Genomic DNA, 18533 nt, shown 5'->3' with positions numbered 1-18533 from the left:
GTCATTGCTGGTACGGGAATGAGCCTGCTCAATTCCCCGGATAGGCGTGTTTGATGTTTCACTGTCTCACTTTGTTGACTGTGCTGGCTCAGGCCGAGCCAGCGGCACCTGTCGATGCGGCCCCCCCTTCGGGTGGACTGACCCAGATGCTGCTCCTGCTGGGCCCCGTCCTGGTGGTGATGATTGGCTCGCAGATCTTTTTCGGACGCCGCGAATCCAAAGAACGGCAGAAGAAGGAAGAGCTGATTGCCGCCCTGAAGAAGAATGACCCCGTCATCACGATCGGCGGAATTCTGGGGACAGTCGTCAGCGTTTCAGACGATCGCCGGGAAGTGACCATTCGCGTCGACGACAACACAAAGCTCCGGATGCAGGCCGAAGCGATTCGCATTCCCGTGGCCCCGCCTCCCGGCGACAAGCCTGCTTGATTGCAATCCGGCCGGAAAAACGCGACAACCGCACCGCCATCGACATCATCAGGGTTCACAATAGGCCGGTACGACGCTGGCATCAAGAAACAGGGACGGAGTAGATTGGATGAGCTGCTTCAACATGAACTTCCTGCTGCTCGCTGAAGAGACTGCCCAAGCCGTCACCACTCCCCCGGGGCGATCTCCCTGGGGAATTCTGTTGACGCTCGTGGCCATCTGCGTGATCCCCTTTGTGCTGGGGAATCTGATCGCCCAGATGCTCAAGCTGAAGGAATTCGGCACGCGAATCGGCGTCGTGCTTTTCACGCTGGTGCTGGGGTTGACCCCCTTTGTCAACCAGATGATCCACGATCGCTCCCCACTGGACGCGATTTCGCTGGGGATCGATCTCGCCGGCGGCACCAACATGATCTTCCAGGTCGACAAGCAGGCGGCCGAAGCCTCCGGGAAGCCGGTCACCAATGAGCTGATGGACAAGATGGTCCAGGCCGTGACCCGCCGCGTGAACCCGACCGGAACCGAAGAAGTCAGCGTCCGCAAGGTCGGGAACGACCGGCTGGAAGTGATCGTCCCCGGCGCCGACAAGGAAAAAGTGGCCCAGACCATTCGTCAGATCGTCGATCTCGGAAAGCTGGAATTCGCCCTGCTGGCGAATGAAACCGCTCATGCCGACATTATTCGCCTGGCAGACAGCCTGGGCGACTCGGTCTATGAAGTCTACGACAAGAAGGACGGCAAGGACGTCCTCGTCGCCAAATGGCGTCACGCAGCGATCGGTCCCAACGGCGAACCGGAAGTGCAACCGGGCGACCGTGTCCACTTCCGCACCAAGACTGTTGGTGACAAGCAGGAGCTGGAGTATCTCGTGATCATCGATCCCGATCCGAAGCGGCGGATCGACGGGGAACTGCTCAAGAGCGTCCGTGAAACGGTGACCGACCGGGGGCTGGCTGTCGGTTTCACCTTCAATGACTACGGTGGGCACCTGATGGAGCAGCTCACCTCCAAATACAAACCTCAGGAAGGGCTCGGCTACAAGTACCGGCTGGCCGTCCTGCTGAATGAAGAGATCCACTCGGCACCGACCATTAATGCTGTCATCGGCTCAACCGGGGTCATTGAAGGAAACTTCAGCCAGGAAGACATCGACAGCCTCGTCAGCGTGCTGAACGCCGGTGCCCTGCAGGTTCCGCTGATTCGCAAGCCCGTGAGCGAGTCGACCATCAGCCCGTTGCTCGGAACCGACGTGAAAGAAAAGGGACTGCGAGCCATGGGCTGGGCCCTGCTGGCTGTCTTTCTGATTACGGGTATTTACTACCTCGTTCCGGGAATCATCGCCGACGTCTGTCTGGTGCTGAACCTGATTCTGGTGATGGGGGCGATGGCGATGATCCACGCCACCTTTACCCTGCCCGGTCTGGCCGGTCTCGTGCTCTCGATCGGCATGGCGGTCGATGCCAACGTGCTGATCTTCGAGCGTATGCGTGAAGAACTGCAGCGTGGCTCCAGTACCCGCATGGCGATCAAGAACGGCTTCGATAAAGCGTGGATGACGATTTTCGACTCCAACGTGACCACGCTGATCACCGCCGTGATTCTGTATTACATTGGAACGGATCAGGTGAAGGGGTTTGCCGTCACCCTTTTCATCGGGATTCTGATCAGTATGTTCACGGCCGTGTATGTCGGCCGCCTCATCTTCGAAATTGGCGAGCGGAAGCGCTGGCTGCCCGAGTTGAAGATGATGTCGCTGATCAAGGCGGGTAACTACGATTTCCTCGGCAAGCGGGGAACGATTCTGGCCGCAGCATTCGTGCTGCTGGGACTGGGCCTGCTGGTTGTTGCAGCCCGGGGCAAAGAAAACCTCGACATCGACTTCCGCGGCGGCTCGCTGGTCTCCTTCAAGTTCGTGGGAGATGCTCCGCAGGCTGACGAAGTCCGCAAGGCCCTCGAAACACACTTCGAGAAGTCGCTGTCGCTGGAGCGCCATGAACTGGCTGACAAACAGGTGCTCTTCCAGATCCGCACCATCGAGCCGGATGCACACAAGGTCGCCGAAAAGATCAAAGACGCGTTCGCCGGGACCCCGTTCAAGCTGGAAGAACAACAGGTCAGCGTCGGCGAGCTGAAAGAAATCCCGAAGGCCACCCTGGCAGAAGGGGCCACGCCGACCGCCAGCGAGAGCCTGTTCGGCGGGGGTCGTGAAGCGCAGATTACACTGGAGCGGGCGATGCAGCCTGCCAGCCTCGCAGAGGAAGCGATCGACCACCTCAAGACCAGCCTGGGAATCCAGTCCAAAGAGCCGCTGGTCGAAGCGGTCGCTGTCGATCCCGCAGTCGATGGCTCTCGTGAGATCACCCTGAAGTTTGCGAACACACTCACTCCGGAACAGGTCCAGTCCACGCTGACCGCCGTCGAACACAAGCTGGAAGCGGAGCCGCACTTTGAAGAAGTGAACACGTTCGATTCATCCGTTGCGGGCGACACTCAGAAAGCAGCCTTGCTGGCCATCTTCCTGAGTCTGGTCGCAATCGTGGCGTACCTCTGGTTGCGGTTCCAGCGGGTCACATTCGGTCTGGCCGCCTGCGTCGCCCTGCTCTACGACGTGTTCCTCGTGCTCGGACTGATGGCGATCGGTGCCTACCTCAGCGGGAACACGCTGGGCCAGCTGCTGATGCTCGACGACTTCAAGATCAATCTGACTGTGGTTGCAGCCTTCCTGACAATTATCGGTTATTCGCTGAACGACAAGATCGTGGTGTTCGACCGCATTCGTGAAGTCCGCGGCCGCAATCCGGCGCTGACGGAACAGATGGTCAATCAAAGTTTGAACGAAACGCTGTCGCGAACGTTACTGACCTCGATGACCACACTCGCGGTGCTGGCGATCCTGTACGTGTTGGGGGGTGAGGGGATTCACACCTTCTGCTACTGCCTGACCCTGGGGATTATCATCGGGACGTTCAGCTCGATCTTCATCGCCTGTCCGGTTCTGCTGTGGCTGTCCCGGCGGGAAAACAAGAGCGTCGCAGCGACTTGATCAGTGGGGCTGCGGTTCTTGTCAGAGCCAATAACCAATTCATGAAACCGGTGGGTCTGAATTCGGAGTCACCGGTTTCATGCTGTTTTCAAATCCCCGGATTCCGCAAAGCAACGAGCCGGAGAGTCGCCCCCGGGGTCAACACCCGGATCCGACATTGATTGCTCTGGGAATTCAGCAGCCCTGGGCCGAGCTGATTCTGCGAGGCATCAAAACCCTTGAAATCCGACGGATGCCAACCCGGATCCGCGGACGGATCTATCTCTATGCCTCCAAACGGCTGTCCGCACTGGACGCGGCGCGTGAGGCAATCAAGAATTATGGAATCATCGCGGCGGATTTGCCGCGTGGCTGCGTGGTCGGTACGGTGGAAATCCGTGACTGCCGACCCGCACAGCCTGACGATGCCGAACCGGCCTGTGTGCCGGAGGGCCTTTTGAATCAAATGCAAAGCTGGGTTCTAGAGAACGCTGACCGCTGTGAAAAATCACTGGCGGTCAACTTCGTACCCTATGGAATGTGGTTCTACCCGTTCCGGCGGCTGCAGACGGAACCCCGGCGACGGAGACGTAATGGCGGAGTTTGAGATTCTGGCGGCCACAGCCTTTGGTCTGGAAGCGGTCGTCGTGCGTGAGCTGCGAGCCCTCGGATATGAAGACGCCATCGTGGAAGATGGCCGGGTTCGCTTTCGGGGAGACGAATCCGCCATCTGCCGGGCCAATTTGTGGCTGCGATCGGCCGAACGGGTGGAAGTGGTCGTCGGTGAATTCCGCGCGGTGGACTTCGGACAGCTGTTTGACCAGACCGCGGAAATCCCCTGGGAAAACTGGCTCGCTGCCGACTCCAAATTCACGGTGGAAGCCCGGTGCGTGCGGTCCGAAATCCGGAGCGTCCCCAGCACCCAGAAGATGGTGAAACGGGCGATCGTCGAGCGGCTCCGCAAAGTCTATCAGCGACACTGGTTCGCCGAGACGGGAACCCAGTATTACATCGACGTTCAGATTGTCGGGGATCGGGTGCTCATGACGCTCGATACCTCGGGAGACGGGTTGCACAAGCGCGGATACCGCCAGCTTGTCGGCGCTGCCCCGCTCCGTGAAACGCTGGCGGCCGCCATCGTCCAGCTCAGTTACTGGAACCGGGACCGACTGCTGGTCGACCCGTTCTGCGGATCGGGAACGATCCCCATCGAAGCGGCAATGATCGGCCGCAATCTGGCCCCGGGACGCAATCGCAGCTTTCTGTGTGAAGAATGGCCACAGATCGCCAATCACTTCTGGTCCGCTGCCCGTCAGGAGGCCCGCGATCTGGAGGACCGTCGGCCCTTGCCGATGGCCATCATCGGCACCGACCACTACAAGGGAGCCATCAAGACTGCCCGGCAAAACGCGCGTTACGCCGGGGTGGAAACAGACATCCACTTCGAAGTGAAAGACTTCGTGGAGTTCCCGACCAACCGCGATTTCGGCGTGCTGATCTGCAATCCTCCCTATGGCGAACGCCTGGGTGAAGAGGAACAGGTTCAGCAGCTGTACCGCGACATGGGAGAGTTGCTGCGGGATCTCGACACCTGGTCGCTGTATATCCTGACTTCTGCCTGGAATTTCGAACGGGAGTTCGGCAAGCCGGCCGATCGTCGACGCAAGCTGTTCAACGCCCGCATCGCGTGCACGCTGTATCAGTACTTCGGCCCCAAGCCTCCCCGCGAAGGGGATGCAGATGACGAAGAGGAGCAGTAACCCGTCTCTGTGCAGGAACCAGCCTCTGTGCAGGAACCAGCCTCTGTGCAGGAACCAGCCTCTGTGCAGGAACCAGCCTCTGTGCAGGAACCAGCCTCTGTGCAGGAACCAGCCTCTGTGCAGGAACCCGTCTCTGTGCAGGAACCCGTCTCTGTGCAGGAACCCGCCTTGGAGCCAGAGAAGAAGCCGTTCGAATAACCGGAGTTGCTGCACGCTGACGAGTCATCCGGCATCCGGGGAGGATTTCGGCCTCCGGGCTGTTCAACTTTTCCTGTCGGGCATGCGGGAAAGAAAAATGACCTTTCCGGACCGCTTCGCGGACTTGCTCAACCACTCCTCCGCCACGCTATGATAGTGACAGCGAGGGTCCGCCGAGCGCATTCACGAAGCGGGTCCCGCTGCGAACGGAAAGAACTCATTTCCCGCTGACCAGGGCTGCGTGCTGATGCGATTGAAAGCCACTCTGAGCCGGGTTTCACTTCAGGGGATCATTGCCTTCCTGCTGGGCATTGGCTTTATTGTCTTCGAGCTGAAAACCAATATCTTCCAGCGACGCATGGGAGTGGCCGGTCACTGGGTGATTCTCTTCAGCTTCGTGGGAATCGCCCTGTGGGGACTGAAGGAGATGATCAGCTCCATGCTGCCGGGAGCGGCACATCGCTCGATGCGATTCTCCATTCCCAAGGAGGGCCTGTTCTACCTGGGGATCATGGTGGTCCTGTTCGTGGGCTCGCTGATGGGCCGCAACAACCCGCTGCTGCTGGTCTTTACACTCCTGGCAGGGCCGTTTGTGATGAACGGCTGGTACACATTCACATTGCTGCGGCGGCTGCGAGTCAAGCGTCAACTGCCAGACCGGGTCATGGCGGGAGAAACTTTCGTCTGCAGCGTCGTGCTGGAAAACCGCAAATGGTGGCTCTCTGTCTGGATGATGACGGTCCATGACCGGGTCACCAGTTGGCGGGGCTCGCTGGAGACAAAAGTGCTGTTCATGCGGGTTCCCGCAGGCCGTGAAACAACCGGGCATTATCATCTGCAACTGCTGGAGAGGGGTCGGTACGAATTCGGGCCGGTGCATATCACCACCCGCTTTCCCCTGGGGCTGGTGGAACGGGGCGTCCGACTCAACGACCGCCAGCAATTGCTGGTTCATCCCAGGCTTGGCCGATTGAATCCGGAATGGCGGCGACAGCTGCAGCATTCCGCCGAGCTGGTCAACCATCTCCGCCCGGTCGCCGGAATCTTTCAGGACGAAATGCACCGGATCCGCGAATATCGTCCCGGCGATGACCCGCGCATGATCCACTGGAAAACGTCTGCGCGAATGAACGAGCTGATGGTCTGCGACTATCAGGAGAGCCGCGACCGCGATCTGATTCTGATTGTCGATGCCTGGACTTCAGAAGCACAGACCGAGGCAGACCGCGACAAGCTGGAACGGGCACTCCGGTTCGCCGCCACGGTCTGCATGAGCTATCTGCACAATGCCCGCCAGTCCTCGCTTAATGTCCGGCTGTTTGGCAAAGAAGTCGTCGACTGGCGGGGGAACTGCGGTGATCAGCATGCTGACGTGCTGCTTGATGAACTCGCGCTGCTGGAATCGTCACAACATCAGGTTTTCCCGCTGATCAACGGCCTGGACACCGATTATTCCCGCCAGCGCCGCGTGATCATCATCAGCACCCGCCCGCACGTGGTCTCCAGCGCGATCGCCCGCTGGACCAATGGAAACACGATGGATGTGCAGGTCTACGGTTCGACCTCGGAAGACCTGTCCTCCGTCTTTTATGATCTGCCCCACACCGCGATCACAGCCCAGGTGACCGAATCATGATCCTGCCGATTCTCCAGATCAGTATCGCGGCACTGCTCGTGGTCACAGCAGTCATCTTCGCGTTTGCCGAAGGTTCCATTCTTCCCGCCATCACGGTGCCGGTGACGATCTTCTCCCTGCTGATCATCGATTGGAAGAAAAAGGTTCCCCCCACCTGGGTACCGACCACGATCGCGGTGCTGGGATTGCTGGCGGCGCTGGCAGAATTCATCTGGGGTCCGCAGTACCTGGGTCGTCTGCTCTCCGCCGGTCACATGCTGGTGTACATTACCTGGGTTGTGCTGCTGCTGAAAAAATCTGAGACGGAATACTGGCGCCTGTGCGCGCTCAGCATCCTGCAGATTGCGCTGTCCTCGGTGCTGACGAACTCTTTCTGGCTCGGCTGGGCGCTGGTGGGGTACACATTTCTGGCGTTGTGGACGCTCGCCATCTTTCTGGTGTACCGGTCGATTCAGTCCGCCCAGAGCGGCGATCCCGATCTCCAGTCGGCTGACAAACCACTCGTGCAGGGGCAATCGGCACTCGGGGCGACTTGGGGGAGCGTCTCACGCGACCTGCATCAGCCGATTATCAATCCCCGATTTGTGGGAAGCACGCTGGTCGTCACCTGTCTGTCGCTGTTGCTGAGCACGGTCTTCTTTCTATTTACGCCGCGCGTCTGGATGCAGTCGTTCTCATTTTTCGACAACTCCCCTCTGGCAGCCACGCCGCTGACAGGCTTCACAGAGGAGGTTCGCCTGGGAGACCTCGGAGAGATCCTGGAAAATCAGGATCGCGTGATGTCGGTCACGCTCTCTCACATCGCGGGGGGACGGGACTTTACCCGCCCTCAGTATCAGGAGTTTCTTGAGAAAGAGCCGCTTTGGCGAGGAGCCGTCCTGGAACGTTACGAGAACGGCCAATGGCAGCGGATTCAGAAACACATCTCCGATTTCCCGCGGACACCGCTGCCGGGGGCAACGATTCGCATGCGGATCGGCCTCAGCCCGATCGGGACCGAGACGATTTTTTCCCACGGCAACGTTCTGTCGTCGAGCGGTCCCAATAACAGCGAACGCCTGATGATTGCCCAGTTCGCCGATGAACTGCTGAAGGCAAAAGGAACATCGGCAGAGCGTGAATTCAACTACATTCTCGGCATCAATGATGATCCTCCCGATACCGGTTACTACGATCGACGCCAGGAGCGACTCAACGCTCCTCCGATCAACCTCCCTTACGGTTTCCGCTTCGAGCGCGAAACTCCGTATCCCCAGGCTCTCGCGGAATACCTGGACCAACTGACGGTCGTCCCTCCCCAACTGCAGCGGCTTGCCGAGAAGGCCCGCGAGATTGCCGGGCCCGATTCTGATCCCAAAACGGCAGCAGATCGCCTTGATCAGTGGCTGTCGCGATCCAAGGAGTTCTCCTACACCCTCAAGCTCAATGTGAAGGACTCACGGATCGACCCGCTGGAGGACTTCCTGTTCAACCGCAAATCCGGGCATTGTGAATATTATGCGTCGGCGATGGCCATGCTGCTTCGCTCGGTCGGAATTCCGAGTCGATTGATCAGCGGTTTCAAAGGAGGGACGCTGGTCGGAAACGGCAAGAACATTTTCGTCCAGCAACTGCACGCGCATACCTGGGTCGAAGCGTATATCGACGATCACTGGCTGACGTACGACCCGACTCCCGAAGCCCGCAATGAATCGGTCGCCAAGATCAAAACCAAGGCCAAGACCGTCAAATCCCGTTGGGGAGACGTGGTGGGAATGTGGAACTATGGCATGCACATGTCGCGTGACAACCAGCAGCAACTCCTGTATCTCCCGATCTCACGCGCTGTCAAAGAACAATGGGAAGTCGCCCAGCAGATTTATCAGGAACATAAGCCCAACCGCCACCAGTTCATCGGCTTCCTGCGTTCTCCCCGCAGGTGGTTCAGCGTCCAGGGAGGAGTTGTGGCCTTCGTTCTGCTCTGCACGCTCAGCGCCGTCATCTGGGTCTTGAGGAAGCTGGGATTGTGGGAACGTCTGGTCCGATTGATTACCGGCCGGACTGACGATGAAGATTCCCGCATTCGCCGGATCGCTTTCTATGAGAAGCTGATCGACATTCTGCGTCGGCAAGGGCTGCTGCGGCAACCGTCGCAGACCCAGCGGGAGTTCGTGATGCATTCGCTGGCCAACCTTGAGCCGAAGCTGGCGGCAGCCGGAATGGTGGCCTGGCCGGCGAATGTTGTGGAAAAGTTTTATCAGGTGCGATTCGGAGGAGATGAACTGCCCGAGAGTGAGCTCAAGGAACTTGAACAACGGCTGAACGAGATGGACCGCTGCCTGACGCAAGACAAAGTTCCGACAGCGTGAATCTCGAGCACCGCGATGATCTGATCAGGCACTCCCTCCGCTTTCTGCTCGGGATGCTGCTCATCACCATCGGTCTGTCGTATCTGCTCGATGTGCAGCCGTTGTTGCACATTCACTGGAGTCTGCGAGACGTGCTGATCGGTAGCGGTGCGGCAGTCGCGATGGTTCTGATCGCCAGCAACTTCGTGACAGTTCCTCCCGAGTTCGAAGAGATGATCGGGAGGGCGCTGGCCGGCTTGCGGCTTCCCGAGCTGATTCTCCTCGCAGCAATGGTCGGCTTGATCGAAGAGCTTCTGTTTCGAGGGGTCCTGGAACCGTGGGGAGCCCGCTACTCCCCCGGATTGTCGTTTGTGGCCGTCAACCTGCTCTTCGGATTCCTGCATCCTCACTCGCTCAGCTATATCGCCGCCATCACACTGCTAGGGGGCTGTTTCAGCCTGCTGGCAGCAGGGCCCGGGGAATTCAACCTGCTGCGGCCGATCGTCGCCCATGCGGTCTATGATCTGATCGCCTTCCTCCTGCTGTCCCGCCACTACCGGCGGAAGATGGGGCTCTCCTGATTCCCTGAAAGAGGCGGACCGGGTGGACCCTGTTCCGTCTCCCGCTAAACTGAAGCAGTTGACTCTCTTCCCGTTCTGGCGCACCGCACGTCCAGACTGACAAAATGGACCACTCCGCGTGGCGGGAATGAGCAGACAAAGAGTCAAAATGCTCTAATGACGATCTTGGCGATTTTCGCCTGACACGATTACAGCCCAGCAGCGGCTTTGAAGCCACGATTGCCTTTCGATGACCACAATTCCGACACCTGCACTCGCTCCCCTGAAACTCGGCACCCACACCTTCACCTCCCGGCTGATCGTCGGGACGGGAAAATATGCGACGTACGACCTGATGCGGGACTGTCTCGCAGCCAGTGCTGCCGAAGTCGTCACTGTCGCAGTTCGACGGGAACGCCTGATCGACGCGCAGGGACGCAGCATTCTGGATTTCATCGATCTGGAACGGTTTACCATTCTGCCGAACACCGCCGGCTGTTTTAACGCCGAAGATGCTGTGCGAGTCGCCCGACTCGGTCGCGAGATCCTTTCTGGACTCGGGAACCCTGGTGCAGACTGGGTCAAGCTGGAAGTGCTCGGGGATAAGAAGACCCTGTTGCCGGACCCGGTGGCGACATTGCAGGCGACCGAAAAACTCGTTGCCGACGGCTTTCAGGTTCTCTGCTACTCGACGGACGATCCGATCACCGCCCGTCGACTCAAAGAGGCGGGGGCCACGTCCGTGATGCCGGCCGGCAGCCCGATCGGCAGCGGTCAGGGGATTCTCAACCCGAACAACATCCGCATCTGCCTGGAGTATCTGAAAGACAACGATCCGGAGTATCCGGTGATTGTTGACGCCGGTGTCGGAACCGCCAGCGATGTGGCCCAGGCGATGGAACTTGGTTGCGATGGCGTGCTGCTGAATACAGGAATTGCCGGGGCGCGGGATGCACTGCTCATGGCACACGCCATGCGCGACGCCTGTCGCGCCGGCCGGAGTGCACATCTCGCAGGCCGGATTCCCAAACGACTGTACGCGACAGCCTCCAGCCCGGAAGCGGGAACGATTTTCTAGAGCAGGTTGCTCTTTCCAGTGCCCGCGCAGCAAGCGTTTCGTGTGATGAAATGCTCAGTTCCACGTGGCCAGAGTGGGGAGATCAAAAAACAATATGCCCTCGTTCGTCAGGACAATTTGTCGCGCAATGTTTCTCTCACCCCTCCGCCCCGGAAGTGAGCGCACTTCCACTGGTCTTTAACCCCGCACGATTGAATGTGGCACCGGCTGGCGAGTGTTGATCAGATCCCCGAGGGAACCTCCCGGGAGTTCACCGTGGGGGATCAGATTGTGGCGGTCTTCCACACGGGCGACGACTGGTACGCGCTCGACGGCATCTGCCCCCATGCGGGAGGGCCACTCGGCGAAGGGACACTGTGCGGTACGATCGTCACCTGTCCGTGGCACGGCTGGCAGTTTGATGTCTCCACAGGCCGGCACTGTCTCAGCCACCAGATCCGGCAACGCACCTTCGCCGTCAGAGTCGAAGAGGGTCATCTCTGCGTGGAACTGCCATGACTGACACGCCGCCTCCCACGCTGCTGGATCGGGGTTTGACGCTGCTCGCCACGGGGTTGGGGAGTGGATATTTTCCGAAAGCTCCGGGAACGATCGGCAGCCTGCTGGGACCACCACTGATCTGGCTGCTGCAAGCCGACGGCCAAGCCCCCGGGTACACGGCGCTCTGCGGAGCGCTCGCCTTCGTGCTGGGGATTCCGATCTGCAACGCCGGAATCCGCGTGCTGAATGTTAAAGACCCCAAGCAGGTGGTCTACGATGAAATCGTCGCCTTCTTCTGGGTCTTCCTGCTGGTCCCACTCAACATCGGCACAGCCGTGGGAGGCTTCCTGCTGTTCCGGCTGTTCGACATTCTCAAGCCGTGGCCGATTCGCCGTTTTGAACGGCTCCCGAAAGCCTGGGGAGTGATGGCGGACGATGCGCTGGCCGGACTGGCTGCCGGAATCATTCTCGCGGTATTGAACGCGTTTATCGGATCAATGCCGGGGTAAAGCCAATTTCCTCTGGCTTCACCCGCAGAAATTTCAGCCCCGTCCCCCCGCTGTGAGTCGTCAGCAGTCCTTCGCCCCGATCGGGAACATCGCCGGTCGCATTGACGCGGACCCGCAACCACCCGACCCCACCTCGATCGTCCACAATCCGGTAATCCCCCGCCGCCAGCCCGATCGGGAGTTGCGCCAGGTGGTCACTGATTTCGGCGGACGTCAGCGAGAGCTCGTCAGGCTCCACTGAGAACGTGCGGGTCTGAGCCCCGCGGCGAATCTCCATCAGCGGAGCAACGAGCCCGTCGGTCCGGTCTTGAACCGCCAGTTGCGGGCCGGAGACGTCGCGTGGAGCATACGGAATCCAGCCAGCCATCGCCGGCCGGGGACGTGCTGTTTCTTGCTGGTCTCCGTTCCAGAGGCCGGCAAAGAAGGCCGTGGCGGCGAACAGTGCCAGCACGCGCATCGTACTTTGTGAGGCTTCGGGCAACATGGAATCGACCTGAACGAGGAACAGACAGAAAAACAGATCGACCAAATTCCACATGTGGGTTGAGTGAACCAGGCAAGATTTGCCGATCAGCCGGTTGCCTCCGTAATGATGTCGCCTTGGGGACCTCGCGCAATCGCAGCAGTTGCGCCAGTTCTTCCGGAAAAACGGCCATTCTCCCAGAGTCAGGGGGCCTGCAATTCCGGGCAAAGCGCCTTCCGTCACGGTGCGGCACATTGAGAACAGACCCGCGGGCGCTGTATGCTCATTCCCGGAAACGGCTCATTTCCGGACTGTTCTCGGCAGCCCGGTCGACCGCGCAGCCCGGCAGCATCCCGGAGTCCTGTCATCCGCCTGATTCAGGCATCTTTCAGCAACTGCCCGCCAAGATCCTTCTGGTCCACCCCCGCACGGTCGCGGGGACGGCGGACAACATTCTCCGTCCGATGACGGAACGAGGCCATCGTCCAGTGAAAAAGCGGTATTGGTTATTCAAGTCGGAAGCGGACTGTTATTCCATTCAGGACCTGCAGTCCGAATCCAAACAGCAGACCTTCTGGGACGGTGTCCGGAACTATCAGGCTCGCAACATGCTGCGGGATGATGTGCAGGTGGGTGACGGCGTTCTGTTTTACCACAGCAATTCCGATCCGCTGGCGATCGTCGGCACCTGTGAAGTGGTCCGCTCGAGCTACCCGGATCACACCGCGTTCGACAAATCCGAGCAGCACTATGATCCGAAGAGTCGACCGGAGGAGCCGACCTGGTTCATGGTCGACATTCAACTCGTACAGATCTTCCCGGAGCCGCTCACGCGCGAGGCACTCAAGGAGATCCCGGAACTGCAGAAGATGGTCCTGCTGCAGCGCGGTTCGCGACTTTCGATTCAGCCAGTCACTGAAGCAGAGTGGAAGCGGGTGCATCAGCTGGCGGGCGTGAAGCCCAAATCACTGAAATAACAAACCCCGTCTGCTGTCGTTCCGCAGACTCAGAACAGGTTGCTCTTCCTTTCCTCGCCCAGTGCGCTCTCTGGCCGAACAGCAGCACCACTCCTCATGACGAGAATAGGGGAGTCCACAATCCAGATGGTCGAGCAGCAGCAGAATCCGATGACCACATCCCGCCCGCCCCGCTTCTATCAGTCAAAAGCATTCCAGCTGTCGCTGGGATTGCTGATCTCCGCATTCTGCATGTGGTGGGCGATTCGTCCGATTCTGAATGAGCCGGGCGGCGTAAAGAACATGGTGCATGCCTTCCGCACCGCCGACTACCGCACCTTTCCGCTGATGCTGATCGTGCTGTTCCTGTTTTACCTGCTGAAGGCGTGGCGCTGGCGGCTGATGCTGTTGCCGGTCGGCCAGTTTCGTCCGTATCGCGATCTGTTTCCGCCGATCATGATCGGGTTCTCGATGAACAATGTCCTCCCCGCACGACTGGGAGAGTTCATTCGCTGCTTTGTTTTTTCAAGGCAGCAGCGGGTTCCGATTCCTGTGTCGCTGACGAGTGTCGCACTCGAGCGGATCTTCGACGGCATGACGATTGTCACCTATCTGGCGATCGGACTGCTGTTCATCAAGGGAGTGGAACCTGCCATCGAAAAAGCGGCGATTGGCTTCGCAATCATGGCTTTGATTGCGGTCGCGGGAGGGCTGGCTTATGTCCTCTGGACGGTCCCCTTCCTCAACCTGCTTCGCAGGATTCTTGCCCGGATGAAGTTCATTCCCACCAGTTTCAGCCACAAGCTGATCGGCGTGCTGGAATCGAGTGCACAAGGGTTGGGATCACTGAAAAATGTGCGACTGCTGGCGGGGATTCTTGTAATCTCCGCAGTCAAATGGGCGCTGAATGGTTCGTTGATCTGGCTGTCACTGTGGAGCTTTGGGATCGTCGTTTCGCCGGTCGTTGCGATGGTGCTGCTGGCGGTGATTGCTTTTGCGGTGGCGGTCCCGGCCGGCCCCGGTTTCTTCGGAGTGATTCAGGCCTGCTTCCTGACACTGCCGACACTCGCCGGGCGCAAGCTCGATGGTTCTGCCGTCTTTGCGGCTTCGATCTATTTCCATCTATCGCAATACATCCCCGTGACGCTTGTCGGACTGTATTATTTCGTGCGGTCGGGAGTCGAACTGGGACAGGTGCAGTCAACTGCGGAAGCTGCTGCGGAATCACCGCTACAGGCGGCATCACCCGTTTCTCCGGTCGAGCCACTCTCCCCTCCCCCCGAATAATTCCCCTCCAGTTGCGGGGGACTGCCGGCATCCGCCTGAGTCACACTTGACCCTGTGCGCAGCCAACTTTTAGAGTCAAATGGTTTCCTCATCTTCTGGCGGTCGTCGTTCACCGGTCCAGCCATGCAGAGAGCCCTGCGCAGTTTCCTCCTGACGGTGGGGACGGCAGCAGTCTCGACGCATTGGACGGGCTGAGGGGGGACATCCACCATCGCTCTCATTGTTCAAGCAGGTTTCCACCCGTGGCCACTGATCCGCAATCCGATTCAGCCGAACCACTCCTCCCCACAGGTGGAGATGTCGTGGAAACTGGAAACGGAACGAAGTCGGAAAAACCGGCGACTTCACGCATGAGCGAAGAGGGGCAGGACCTGATCGACGAACTCCCGGAATGGGAAGAGCTGACCCCTGAGCTCTTCGAGGAAGAATGTCAGCGCGGTGATTTCATGCTCCGCTGGGCCAGCATTCTGATCGGCGTCCTGCTCGGCTGCACGTATCTCACCGACACGCGACTGCTCGTGAGCATTCGCAGTGGCGAATACTCTCTCGCGCATGGGGTCCTGCCGCCGCGAACCGATGTCTTTTCCGCTGCAACGGAAAACCGTCCGTGGGTCAACCTTGGCTGGCTGAGCGACATTGTCCTGGCGGGGGTCCACTCCCTTGGCGGCATGGGAAGTCTCTCGATTCTCGGGGCGGTGACGCTGGCGGTGTCGGCCTGGTTGCTGTCACGCATTCAAGTCCGCAATGTCTCATCGTGGTGGAGTTCACTGTGCGCGGCCTGTGCGCTGGTCGCAATTTTTCCCATCATTCAACCGGGCGCCGCCACGATCACCGTGCTGGGGCTCGTGGCCTTGCTGGCACTTTGCCATCGCTGGACGGTGAAGCCCAGCTGCGGACTGCTCTGGCTGCTGCCGGTGCTCTTTCTGTTGTGGGGAAATCTCGACCCTCGCGCGTGGGCCGGACTGCTGTTGCTGGCCCTGTTTGCAGCTGGCCAATTTTTCGCGACACGAGGTCAGGCGGAAGCCGCGACAGGACGCAACACGCTGATCGTCGGCCTTGCGCTGGGAGCGGGGATTCTTGCCAACCCCTGGCCGGGACGGCCCCTCACAGCCTGGCTTACGCAATGGCGTGCCCTCGCGGAAGAACGGGACTACGCAACCGCGGGCGATCTGTTCTCGCAGCTGCATTACGGCCTGGCAGCGCCCGAATTCTGGAAGAACTGGGACGTGTTCAGCATCTTCGCGGTGATCCTGCTGACGGTTTCGTTCACCACCCTGTGCCTGAATTTTCGCAAGCTCCATCTGGGCTGGGTCGCCGTCTGGATGGCGATCAACGTGCTCTCCCTCTTTTATGGCAGCTTTGTCTGCTATGCCTCCATCGTGAACGCAGTCATCGCCGGGCTGAATGCACAGGAATGGTCGCTGCGTGCATTGCGACAGGATTACACCGTCACCACCGGTGCCGTCTTTTACAGCCGTGCGGGTCGAGCGCTGACCGTTCTCGGCTTCTTCGCGATTTCGTACCTGGCGTTGAATGGCCAGCTGATGGGTCCGGCCAGCCGACGAATCGGCATCGGACTGGATCCGCGCTGGAAGAACCGGATTGAGAATCTGGAAATGGCCGTGGTCTCCAAAGCGGGGGGTGACAAAATATTCCCCACCGTCCCCGATCTGGGGGACCTGCTGATCTGGCTGGGAAAGAAGCCCTTCATCGACAGCCGGATGACAATGTATTGCGAAGCCCCTAATCTGGCCAAGCTGCATCGTGAAATCCGCGGATCATTGTTCCTGCGCAATGCTCCCAAGGAGCAACCGGAGGCCGAAGAGACCAAACCGGAATCGACAACACCGGCCGACAAGCCCGCAGAGGCCAGTGCCGCCACTGACACCGAAAAGCCGGCTGCTTCTGAAGGCAAGGCCGAAGTTGCCAAGAAGGAAGACACCCAGCCGGCCGAAGCCGACGCTGCGAAAGCAAAACCGGCTGTCGCCGCCGCGAAGGGGGACACTGCAGATGAACCAGATCCCGATTTGTGGAAGTCTGAACTCTCCCGTTTCGGCATTCGCGACGTCATGACCCGCCTGTGGGGAAATCCTCCACCCTACACGCCACTGCTGCAGATGATGATTCGACCGGAGTTTTCGATGGTCGCGTTCGGTGCCGCCGGGGCCGACTTCGAACGTCTTGACGATCTGCCGGAAGTGGAACGCAAGGCGGTGGAAGAGAAGCGGGTCACTCGTTTCTCGGAGACTGCATTCCGGCCGGAGAAGCCACCCGCCGTTGTCGACCTGGCACGGATCTGGCCAGCCGCCCTCTCAAAGTATGACCGCTGGCTGATCCAGAGACTGCCGGTCTCGTCTTCGGCAGCTGAACTTGCAGCACATCAGATCTATCTCTGCGAAGCCTTCGGACAGAGGATGAGTGCCCAGCAGGTCGCTGCTCTGGCGACACTGGCCATTCGCAACTCGCGTCAGGCACTGCATGAGAACCCCAACCATCCCCTGCCGTACCGCGTCCTCAGTCAGGCGTATTCCATTCTGGGGAGCCTCGAACAGCAGGCCGTCATCGCGGGAGGGGGACAGACAAGCCGCTCCATTCGCTCGACTCAGGCTCTGACCGCGGCGTTCAATGCCGCACGTGCCAGCGGGAATGAACAGCGTGATCTTCTGCGATTGTTCCAGATCCTGCTCGCGGAGCAGAAGCTCGACATGGCCCGGAACATCTACGAACAGATCGATTTCTCCGACGCCATCTTCACCGGTGCCGACGCTGCGGAACGTCAGGAAGAAATCCGGAAGATCGGCAAACAGCTGACCGAGATCACCAACGATGTCCGCACCAAAGTGGATGCTGCTCGAGCCACAAAAACCAAGATTGAAGATCTCGTCAGCCTCGCGGTCAGCGGGAACTGTCCCGCTCTCGCGGTGTCGCTGCTGGAGCAGGACCTCACCGTGCTCAGTCAGATCCCGACGCTGCAGATCCTGTATGCGACACTGCTGCTGGATGTCGGTCGGATTTCTGACGCCTACGATCAGGTCGAGTCGCTGGAACAGCGCATGCCGAAAGGACACATTCCGCCGGAAATGCTCCCGGTGGTCACCCAGTGGCGTTATATGACAGCAGTCATCAACCTCTGCTCGATGAATGTCGACCGGGCACAGGAGCTCTGGGGACTGGACAAAACCACGCAATTGCGGACAGCGCTGCAGAGTTTGCTGCAGCAGCCGTTCGCCTCCATCGTCACACCCCAGCAGACAGACCTGTGGGCAGCCATTACGGGACGGGTGACCTTCTCAAGTCTGTTCGAAACACCTGATCGTTGCGGTCAGTTGCAACTTCAGCAGGCCCAGGCCGATCTCGAAGCGGGCCGACTGAAACCCGCGACAGAGTTACTCGAAGGAATTCTGACACCGCACCCCGATTTCAACCAGCGCGGGGTGGCGCTGTTCTATCTGGGGATGCTGAACGGCAAACCTTTCGAGTTGAAGTTCCCACAGGCGAATGAGACGGAGCCATTGCCCGATCTCACGGAGCCGCAAACGCCAACAGCGACAGAGGAGAAAACAGAGGAGAAAACTGAAGAAGCCGCCCCGGCCGCACCTGCGATGAAGTCTGAGGCTCCCAAGTCTGAGGCTCCCAAGTCTGAGGCTCCCAAGTCTGAGGCTCCCAAGTCTGAGGCTCCCAAGTCTGAGGCTCCCAAGTCTGAGGCTCCCAAGTCTGAGGCTCCCAAGTCTGAGGCTCCCAAGTCTGAGCCGGGCCAGACGGAACCCGCTGCAACAGAATCCGCGAAAACCGACTGAACAGGTCGCTCCTCCGGTCAATCTCCCGATGA

Annotated in this window: 14 protein-coding genes; 13 read left to right on the top strand and 1 reads right to left on the bottom strand. The window is 59.5% G+C overall.

Annotated features, from left to right (window positions below; translation table 11 throughout):
• Nucleotides 1-53 precede the first annotated feature (53 nt).
• The 10 genes from yajC (at nt 54) to SH664x_RS04880 (ending at nt 11998) form a co-directional block, all read left to right on the top strand.
• Nucleotides 54-428, top strand: coding sequence for a preprotein translocase subunit YajC (yajC, locus tag SH664x_RS04925; protein ID WP_437205544.1), 375 nt, complete (start codon nt 54-56; stop codon nt 426-428).
• A gap of 109 nt (nt 429-537) precedes the next feature.
• Nucleotides 538-3471 (top strand): protein translocase subunit SecD, encoded by a 2934-nt coding sequence (gene secD / locus SH664x_RS04920; RefSeq protein ID WP_437205542.1) that lies wholly within the window; start codon nt 538-540, stop codon nt 3469-3471.
• Nucleotides 3472-3550: 79 nt separating this feature from the next.
• Nucleotides 3551-4057 carry an ASCH domain-containing protein gene (locus SH664x_RS04915; protein WP_437205540.1) on the top strand — a complete coding sequence of 169 codons (507 nt, stop codon included), beginning with the start codon at nt 3551-3553 and terminating at the stop codon, nt 4055-4057.
• Nucleotides 4044-5210, top strand: coding sequence for a THUMP domain-containing class I SAM-dependent RNA methyltransferase (locus tag SH664x_RS04910; protein WP_437205539.1), 1167 nt, complete (start codon nt 4044-4046; stop codon nt 5208-5210). Before SH664x_RS04915 ends, SH664x_RS04910 begins: the two co-directional genes overlap by 14 nt.
• A gap of 445 nt (nt 5211-5655) precedes the next feature.
• Nucleotides 5656-7044 carry a DUF58 domain-containing protein gene (locus SH664x_RS04905; RefSeq protein ID WP_437205537.1) on the top strand — a complete coding sequence of 463 codons (1389 nt, stop codon included), beginning with the start codon at nt 5656-5658 and terminating at the stop codon, nt 7042-7044.
• Entirely contained in the window at nt 7041-9392 is a 2352-nt protein-coding gene (locus SH664x_RS04900) for a transglutaminase TgpA family protein (protein ID WP_437205536.1), read from the top strand. Before SH664x_RS04905 ends, SH664x_RS04900 begins: the two co-directional genes overlap by 4 nt.
• Entirely contained in the window at nt 9389-9952 is a 564-nt protein-coding gene (locus SH664x_RS04895) for a CPBP family intramembrane glutamic endopeptidase (RefSeq protein WP_437205534.1), read from the top strand. The genes SH664x_RS04900 and SH664x_RS04895 overlap by 4 nt, the downstream gene beginning before the upstream one ends.
• Nucleotides 9953-10181: 229 nt before the next feature.
• On the top strand, nt 10182-11009 hold the full coding sequence (locus tag SH664x_RS04890) for a thiazole synthase (RefSeq protein ID WP_437205532.1): 828 nt from the start codon (nt 10182-10184) through the stop codon (nt 11007-11009).
• Between the two features lie 195 nt (nt 11010-11204).
• Nucleotides 11205-11507 (top strand): Rieske (2Fe-2S) protein, encoded by a 303-nt coding sequence (locus SH664x_RS04885; protein WP_437205530.1) that lies wholly within the window; start codon nt 11205-11207, stop codon nt 11505-11507.
• Complete coding sequence (locus tag SH664x_RS04880; protein ID WP_437205528.1) at nt 11504-11998, top strand: phosphatidylglycerophosphatase A family protein; 495 nt, start codon at nt 11504-11506, stop codon at nt 11996-11998. The genes SH664x_RS04885 and SH664x_RS04880 overlap by 4 nt, the downstream gene beginning before the upstream one ends.
• Here SH664x_RS04880 and SH664x_RS04875 read toward each other — a convergent pair.
• Complete coding sequence (locus tag SH664x_RS04875) at nt 11976-12536, bottom strand: hypothetical protein (RefSeq protein WP_437205526.1); 561 nt, start codon at nt 12534-12536, stop codon at nt 11976-11978. The two genes, SH664x_RS04880 and SH664x_RS04875, sit on opposite strands and share 23 nt — an antisense overlap.
• 389 nt (nt 12537-12925) lie before the next feature.
• Between SH664x_RS04875 and SH664x_RS04870 the strand changes: the two genes are divergently transcribed.
• The 3 genes from SH664x_RS04870 to SH664x_RS04860 all read left to right on the top strand — a co-directional run bounded on the left by SH664x_RS04870 (nt 12926) and on the right by SH664x_RS04860 (nt 18501).
• The gene (locus SH664x_RS04870) at nt 12926-13438 is read left to right on the top strand and encodes an EVE domain-containing protein (RefSeq protein WP_437207180.1); all 513 of its coding nucleotides are present in this window, start codon (nt 12926-12928) and stop codon (nt 13436-13438) included.
• 150 nt (nt 13439-13588) lie between these two features.
• A complete protein-coding gene (locus SH664x_RS04865) occupies nt 13589-14704 on the top strand; it encodes a lysylphosphatidylglycerol synthase transmembrane domain-containing protein (protein WP_437205524.1) in 1116 nt (371 codons plus the stop codon).
• Nucleotides 14705-14946: 242 nt separating this feature from the next.
• A complete protein-coding gene (locus SH664x_RS04860; RefSeq protein WP_437205523.1) occupies nt 14947-18501 on the top strand; it encodes a hypothetical protein in 3555 nt (1184 codons plus the stop codon).
• The last annotated feature ends 32 nt before the right edge of the window (nt 18502-18533 follow it).

This window comes from Planctomicrobium aquicomposti (assembly GCF_051466325.1).
Taxonomy (GTDB): domain Bacteria; phylum Planctomycetota; class Planctomycetia; order Planctomycetales; family Planctomycetaceae; genus Planctomicrobium.
Note: the sequence above shows the minus strand (reverse complement) of the source record. Positions and strands in the feature narration are given on the sequence as shown.